At 27.8% G+C, this 5350-nt stretch carries 6 protein-coding genes; 1 reads left to right on the top strand and 5 read right to left on the bottom strand.

The features are described from left to right. The 4 genes from BUB83_RS20675 to BUB83_RS20660 all read right to left on the bottom strand — a co-directional run. Positions 1 to 164: helix-turn-helix domain-containing protein (locus tag BUB83_RS20675; protein WP_143160613.1), on the bottom strand; the 164-nt coding region annotated here is incomplete at its 3' end. Positions 165 to 1130: 966 nt separating this feature from the next. Beyond that, positions 1131 to 1952, bottom strand: a complete 822-nt coding sequence (locus tag BUB83_RS20670; protein WP_073340983.1) for a hypothetical protein — start codon at positions 1950 to 1952, stop codon at positions 1131 to 1133. A 199-nt stretch (positions 1953 to 2151) separates the two neighbouring features. After that, positions 2152 to 3036, bottom strand: a complete 885-nt coding sequence (locus BUB83_RS20665; protein WP_073340982.1) for a hypothetical protein — start codon at positions 3034 to 3036, stop codon at positions 2152 to 2154. A 198-nt stretch (positions 3037 to 3234) separates the two neighbouring features. Beyond that, entirely contained in the window at positions 3235 to 3582 is a 348-nt protein-coding gene (locus tag BUB83_RS20660; protein WP_073340981.1) for an avidin-fold protein, read from the bottom strand. A 179-nt stretch (positions 3583 to 3761) separates the two neighbouring features. On the opposite strand from BUB83_RS20660, the gene BUB83_RS20655 reads away from it, so the two are divergent. Then, complete coding sequence (locus BUB83_RS20655) at positions 3762 to 4697, top strand: tyrosine recombinase XerC (RefSeq protein ID WP_073340980.1); 936 nt, start codon at positions 3762 to 3764, stop codon at positions 4695 to 4697. 192 nt (positions 4698 to 4889) lie between these two features. Here BUB83_RS20655 and BUB83_RS22105 read toward each other — a convergent pair whose 3' ends face one another. Then, positions 4890 to 5066: a hypothetical protein gene (locus tag BUB83_RS22105; protein WP_159434108.1), complete on the bottom strand. Its 177-nt coding sequence runs from the start codon at positions 5064 to 5066 to the stop codon at positions 4890 to 4892. Positions 5067 to 5350 lie beyond the last annotated feature (284 nt).

The raw sequence follows: 5350 nt of genomic DNA, 5'->3' as shown, positions 1-5350 counted from the left end.
ATACTAGTTGAACTAACTGCTCTTGAATATTTAGGCTCATCTTCTTTCTTAATTAAGCTTTTCACAGTGTTCTTTGACATGTTTAACTCTCTAGCTATTTGTTTTATAGGTACCCCCTTATTATGCATATTTTTTACTGTATACCAGTCTCGTATGTCCTTCACCTTCTATCTATTGCCTCCTCCATATGTGCTTTATTTTTAGCTACACATAAAGGATATTATTTTTAAGTGAAGGGGTCAATATTCAGTGTAAAAAGGGGGTCAATATTCATTATAAATCAACAAACCTCCCTTTACATTAAAATTTATATCTTTTATAATACAAAAAAAACAGCATACTCTGCTGTTTGGATAGTTTTACTAGAATTTTTATATCTCTAAGAGCCTCTTCAGTATATGTAAGCCTAGCAATTTATAATTTTTTTCCATTATTAAATGGATGGATGCAAAGATAGCAAAACAAATCATTCATTCCGTTCATAATTTGTTAATGCCCCCTGGGGTATGTTAACAAAATTGTTGTTTTGTTTACAATTTTGTTTGCTATCATCCTATTTCCTCAAGGGTCAAGTATTATAACGAATGAACGCTTACCTGAGAGTGTTTTCTATTGTTGGTATACCTTTACTTTATAAATTTACGAATTCTTCTTAATATAAATTTTCAATGCCTTTATCAATAGATAGCTCATATATATTGGTAGTCCAATTATAATTAACCAGAATATTATTTTCATAATTATTGCAATATACATTTTATCTCCCCTTCTATAGGTATCCCAGTTCAACTATTAAGTTATACATGTCCAAAACTAGTTGATGCGTCTAGCTTTTGGAACAAGTATAACTTAAGTTTCACAGTGGGATCCCTATATATTCAATCCTTAATTTATTTATGTGCATAACCAGCTTATACGTGGAGATCTCATACATTTTTAAATATTTTACTTTAATCTAAACATATCATTATGGCAGCTTAAAACTTGTCCATTATATGTATAATTAGAAGTTGCTTGCATAATTCTTTATACAATTTATACAAAACTTTCTTTACCGTCGAAGCATTTTCTAAGGACATTCACTGACCGAAGTTACTAACGAATTTAAGGAGGATTTATGACATTGCTTTCTAGTTTAAAATTTCCATCACTATAAAAATAATATTACTCACTCCTACTATTTGAGATAAAAAACCTGAGACATCCGCTCTAATTTTTCCTCGATTCTGAAGGATGTCAAATGTAAGTAAAAATATAAAGCTAGTAAATCCAAATAATAAAGCCACAAATCCAACACTATCAATTGTTACCCATGTACCTATGTTCAGTCCATATTTTATAAATTTATAAATGCTAATGGGGTAAAATGCTATGCAGGAATACCAGAATAATTTATATCCTAAGTACTTTAAACTCATTAGTAGTAAATAGATTGAACCTATAATGCCTAAAATAACTGCAACCTGAAACAAAAACAACTTATAGGGAAAGCCAATATTTTTAGTTATATCAGTATTATTTATATCTATACATTTTGTGAAAATTGCTCTTTTAGTGTTTGGAAGATATTTAATCCTATAGAGATTATGAGTATCTAATTTTGAAGTAAATAAGTATTCAATTTCTTTTCCATTAATATGGACATACTCAAATAGAGTTTTATCTTCTGATTCAATATTTTCAGGTATTCCAATTGTCTGCTGAAAATTTCCAGTAATAAGTAAGGGTATATCTTTTATATATGGAAGAGTTAAGTAAATAAGAAAAACGATTGCTATAGCCACAGCTAAAATTCTTTCTATAATATCAGAACTCTTAGTTCTAATTTCTATGTTAAGCCCAAACCTCTCTAACCTTCCTGTAAATAAGTTTGGTGTTAGAGCTACTGCTATTGTAAAACAAATAAAAACTACTGCTTCTAATATAAATGAAATTAATTGGAATGTATTCATATGTATATCTCCTATTTAACTAAATAATTCACCTAATTTAGCCTAATGGGTGTATGTATAATGAAAATAAGTTTTAATTGTTTCTTATACACTATTTGTATAAAATTTACAAATTCTCTTTAACCCAAGATATATTGTTATGATATAAAATGGACAAAGTTGTTTTATAAAACAGCAAAATGAAATCCACTCTCTGATTTCATCTTATTATTAATTTGAATAAATTTATAATAATAGCTATTATAAATCCAATCTCATAGCAAGCAATAAATTGTTGAAAAGTCCCTTTACCTGTAAATGGTTCCGTTAAAATATTATATATACTATATATAAATAAACTTCCTACCCCAAAAAACAAAGCTAAAGATGCCAAATTACCTGATGAAGCCCATTCCCCAGTACTTATCCCACAATATATATAATATCCAATACATAGTGGATAAAACAATATAGTTGTTATCATAAAAATTTTGTATCCAAAATAAACACCACTATAATAGAGCAAAAGATATATTGCTATTAGGCAAATAATTGTACATATGTATATCAAAATGTTTTTTGATGAAATATCCTTATTTTTTATTGGAATTTTAATATTTTTATCTGCTAACTCAAGATAAATACCCCTTTTAGTATTAGTAAGATAACCTATTCTATAATTCTTACCATTCTCTAAATTTCCAATAAAGAAAAATTTAATATCTACTCCATTTACATTAATACTCTCAAAAGGATCATTTACTACTCCATCCTCTGAGTATATATTAATATCTGTATACTCTAAATTTTTTGTAACTAATTGTGGAATATCTTTTAAATATGGAATTGAAAAGTATATAAACATTATTGCTGCACAACATGCAGCAATGGTATCTAATATTTTCATTGCACGTCTCCACTTACTTTCTTCATACTGTAATCCACTATCATAAGAATTTCTTGGAACAAACCCTCTATAATAGCTTCCAAACATATATCCTTCAGCTCTTTGAAGAAAATTATTTCTGTTTACTATTAATAATAAAGCCATACCAAGATAAAATGATAATTCTAAACTAAAAGCTATTGTTTGAAATATATACATTCTATTCAACTCCTCTAAAATATCCTTACAATAAGACATTCTACCTTATAATCTAAAGGTAAGCAACTTTTCTCATTGAATATCCTCAACAAACAGCCTCACATCTAGTTAATAGCCACTTTATACTGACATATATCCTTATAATACAAGCACTCTTAATTTCTTAATGAACTAAATCAAAATTTCTATTGCTAAGAGTTATCTAATTACTTCTTCAATAACTGACTCCCCTTTTGAAAAATCACCAGATGTCCATTCCCATTTTTCATTCAATCTTATTCTGCCATCTTCAAGTATTTCTGGCTTAGAAAAGCATTTACCTGTCATAATTCCTCCTTTTTCATTTACATGTTGATATCTCATATTTAAATTATAATTACTATCAATATTTGCAATAAGCATACCTTTCTTTATTGATCCACCATTATATTCTGCCCAAACTATATCACCTTCTTGAAAATAATAAAAAGTTGTTTCACAGTTTACTTCTCCATTGTTACTAGTAGCTGCAGCTTTAAATATTTTTCCATTATAATTAATCTTCATCGTAGTCGCTCCCTTTATATATTTATTACTTTATATATTTATTACTCTATGAATATCACAAGATTTTATTTAATTAAATCTTAATCAACATTGTTGATAATATTCAAACTTCTGATTATTTTAATACAAGAGTTTATAATTAACAAAATATGTTAATTATATAAACAAGAGGTGATTCTATGCAATCAAACAAAACTTGCCCATTAGTTGAACAATACTTAAGTTACCTTGTAGTCATTAAAGGTCGTTCTGATAATACAATCAAGGAATATCGTACAGATATACTTATGTTTTTCAACTATCTTATGAACTTGCGCAATACTCCTATCGTTGATGAAGATTTTTCTAAAGCAGATTTAGAATTTATAAAATCTATTGCTCTGCATGATATGTATACTTTTATTTCTTATTGCAAGACAACACTACATTCTTCACCTGGAACAAGATCAAGAAAAATAGTGTCAATGCGTCAATTTTGGAAATATCTAAAAACTAAAGCACATCTCCTTGATAATAATATTGCTGAAGAATTAGAAACTCCAAAATTGCCAAAGCGTATACCTAAATATCTTAATTTAGAACAATCTGTGCGATTATTGCTTTCTTGCAATAAATCTCCACGTGATCATTGTATAATAACAATATTTCTAAATTGTGCATTAAGATTATCCGAACTGGCTAGCTTAAATATTGGCCAAGTAAACAATGATATCTTAACTGTAATAGGTAAAGGTAACAAAGAACGTAAGATATTTCTAACTCCTGCTGCTAAGAAATCTATCAATGATTGGCTGCAAATTAGAAATTCAGTTAATGTTAATTCTAATGCTTTGTTTATATCTAGAAATAATAATCGTATAACTACAAGAGCTGTCCAAAATGTTGTAAAAAAATATGTTATTCTCTCTGGCCTTGATCCCAACTCCATATCAACTCATAAACTTCGCCACACAGCAGCGACTCTTATGTATAAATATGGTAGAGTAGATATCCGCTCTCTTCAACAAATTCTCGGTCATGAAAGTATTGCTACAACTGAAATTTATACTCATATTGACGAACACCAACTACAATCTGCAGTGAACTCTAATCCCCTTGCTATGATGTTTAATTAGTTTTAGCTGCTATAAAATTATAGCAGCTCTTTTCATTAATTGTAGGATAAACAGCCTGTCCATTATATGTATAATTAGAAGTTATATATTATCTTTAATTTTTTAAAATACTAATATCACATTTTATCTTTTGTGTATTTACCCAAAAACATTCATCTATTGGGTTGTTTATCTACATGATATATTCTTTATTTATTTGCTGTTATTTTTATCCATGTATCTATTTTTCTTGTTATTTAAATAAGATAAAACTAATCCAATAACTATAATTATAATAAATATAAAATCATATGGGGTTCGCCTTAGAGAATAATACCCCAATATTCCAACAAGCAATACCAAAGATGATACTGATGCTATTTTTTTCATTATTTAATACCTCCTATTCTACTATTAATTGTTTTCGTAAATGAAACAAACATTATTTTGTTTAATTCCTATTCTAGTCATTTATGGCTTTTCCAATTATATGTAATAGGAAGTGAACTTATAATTACTTTCTATTATATTTCTTATACAAGATGCTGAAAAACCTAGGGTCACTGTAGTTGATTTCGTGATTGCGTTTTGTAGTTTTTCATCAACCTAACTTGAGTATTTTCAGTGGAAGTATCTAGTCAAATATATTGTGATGTTTATATTTTTCTGCTAGT

Origin of the sequence: Clostridium grantii DSM 8605 (assembly GCF_900129965.1) — a bacterium.
In the GTDB taxonomy this organism is placed as follows: domain Bacteria; phylum Bacillota; class Clostridia; order Clostridiales; family Clostridiaceae; genus Clostridium_AF; species Clostridium_AF grantii.
Note: the sequence above shows the minus strand (reverse complement) of the source record. Positions and strands in the feature narration are given on the sequence as shown.

Coding starts and splice junctions, on each gene's coding strand:
- BUB83_RS22105 (WP_159434108.1), bottom strand. CDS start 5,066: ATGAAAAAAATAGCATCAGTATCATCTTTGGTATTGCTTGTTGGAATA.
- BUB83_RS20665 (WP_073340982.1), bottom strand. CDS start 3,036: ATGTATATATTTCAAACAATAGCTTTTAGTTTAGAATTATCATTTTAT.
- BUB83_RS20660 (WP_073340981.1), bottom strand. CDS start 3,582: ATGAAGATTAATTATAATGGAAAAATATTTAAAGCTGCAGCTACTAGT.
- BUB83_RS20670 (WP_073340983.1), bottom strand. CDS start 1,952: ATGAATACATTCCAATTAATTTCATTTATATTAGAAGCAGTAGTTTTT.
- BUB83_RS20655 (WP_073340980.1), top strand. CDS start 3,762: ATGCAATCAAACAAAACTTGCCCATTAGTTGAACAATACTTAAGTTAC.